The sequence below is a fragment of the Cyclobacterium roseum genome, assembly GCF_010119225.1.
GTDB classification, from domain to species: domain Bacteria; phylum Bacteroidota; class Bacteroidia; order Cytophagales; family Cyclobacteriaceae; genus Cyclobacterium; species Cyclobacterium roseum.
The window spans coordinates 1-2,009 of record NZ_WNKF01000045.1 but is presented as its reverse complement, the minus strand read 5'-3'; the positions used below and the strand labels follow the sequence as shown (position 1 = coordinate 2,009).

Sequence of the window (2,009 nt, the reverse complement as noted above, 5' to 3'; positions counted from 1 at the left end):
GCTGGATAGCCAATGCAGGGAGCGGGAGGCTCCAACTACCCCGGGCTGCGCCTCCCTTGTCGGCTTACCCGGGGTTAATGATATTCCGCCCCCTTGGGGCTTGGTTCCCGGCTATCTGATATAATAGCCGTTAGACAGGCTACCATACATTTTAGGTCCAATCGTGTTGGTTATGTTCGATACGTGCTGGGCTTTAGGGTCTGGCCATTTTGCATTTGGTGCTGGTTTGGGATTTAGGTGCGGTAGTAATGCTTGTTCCTAGCTTGCCTCCCCCTCCTGTTTTAGGAGGGGGCCCGGGGGGAGGTCACAAACGTGGCTCGGCATTGGCGGAAAGCCGGCTTCACTTTTTACCGGCAGGATAGCCAATGCAGGAAACGCGAGGCTCCAACTACCCCGAGCTGCGCCTTCCTTGTCGGCTTACCCGGGGTTAATGATATTCCGCCCCCTTGGGGCTTGGTTCCCGGCTATCTGATATAATAGCCGTTAGACAGGCTACCATACATTTTAGGTTCAATCGTGTTGGTTATGTTCGATACGTGCTGGGCTTTCGTGTCTGGCCTTTTTGCATTTGGGGCTGTTTTTGGGATTTAGGTGCGGTAGTAATGCTTGTTCCTCCCCCTCCTGTTGTAGGAGGGGGGCCAGGGGGTGGTCACAAACGTGGCTCGGCATTTGGCGGCAAGCTGCCTTCACTATTGAGCGGCTGGATAGCCAATGCATGGAGCGCAAGACCGCGACTACCCCGGGCTGCGCCTCCCTTGTCGGCTTACCCGGGGCTTATGGTATTTCGCCCCGTCGGGGCTTGGATTAATTGATTTTCAGTAATTCAGTTAATCAGTTAAACAATAAAACCATCGCACCATCATCAAATCATCCCTTTGTGTCCTCGAGCCTCTTGGTGCCCTTAGTGACTAAAAATCCCTGTACGTTCCATCCTTCCCCCCGTCACTAAGTCTCTTAGTCTCTCAGTCCCTTCGTCCCTAAGTCTCATAGTCCCCTCGGTATAACCGATGCGCTGGAAAATTCCTTTCTATTTTAAAAACAAGCGATTGGAATATTGAACTTTCACTACTATATTGGAGTATATCTGTAAAAGGAAAATTATGATCAGTGCAACGCAATTAAAAAAAAGGTTAAAAGCAAGGATTGATGGTCTTTCGGATGAAAAGCTTAGGGATATGGAAAAATTTATGGAATCTCTAGAATCAGGACCCAAAAAAGGTGATCTTTTATCCTTTGCCGGGTCCTGGCAGGCCCTTGATGATGAAACGTTTAAGGAATTTACGATTAGTTTGGAAAACAGGAGAAAAACAAACAGGGTAAAATTTTTGGATGAAACCAGCTTTGATTGATACCGACATTGTTTCCTATTTTTTGAAAGGAAATGATAAAGTTTATTTAAAATTTCAGGAGTACCTCAAGCAATTTGAAAGCATAAATATCAGTATTATCACTTATTATGAAATTGTTAGTGGATTGACTTTCAAAAATGCTACCAAGCAACTCCTGATTTTTGAAAAGTTTTGTTCCAATGCCACGTTACTACATTTAACCAAGGATTCAATTCGGAAATCCGCAGTGATATATTCGGAACAGAGAGTCAAAGGGGAAACCATAGATGATATTGACATTTTAATTGCCGGTATTGCCATCTCAAATAAGTTGAATTTGGTCACCAGCAACATTCGGCATTTCGGAAAAATTGAAGGTCTTTCGGTTGAAAATTGGAATGATTAACACCGGTCCCTAATTCAGTCTTGATGGTTAATTGACTCGTTATCGGCTGGGCCTTTTTTACGGACAAGTATACAGGACGAAACTGTATTCATTTCATCACCGCATCATCACACCATCCCTGAGTCTCTAAGTCCCTCCGTCTTAAACTGCGGTGGTTAAGGGTGAACCAATTGTTTCACCAAATTATTACCACATCATCAAATTATCCCTTTGTGTCCTTCGAGGCTCTTTTGTGCCCTTAGTGACTAAAAATTTCTGTACGTTCCATCCGTCCC

General features: G+C 45.2%; 2 protein-coding genes. Both read left to right on the top strand.

The features are described from left to right. Positions 1–1,100: 1,100 nt before the first annotated feature. On the top strand, positions 1,101–1,349 hold the full coding sequence (locus GJQ68_RS23040) for a hypothetical protein (RefSeq protein ID WP_162419613.1): 249 nt from the start codon (positions 1,101–1,103) through the stop codon (positions 1,347–1,349). Further along, positions 1,330–1,734, top strand: coding sequence for a type II toxin-antitoxin system VapC family toxin (locus GJQ68_RS23035; RefSeq protein WP_162419612.1), 405 nt, complete (start codon positions 1,330–1,332; stop codon positions 1,732–1,734). The genes GJQ68_RS23040 and GJQ68_RS23035 overlap by 20 nt, the downstream gene beginning before the upstream one ends. The last annotated feature ends 275 nt before the right edge of the window (positions 1,735–2,009 follow it).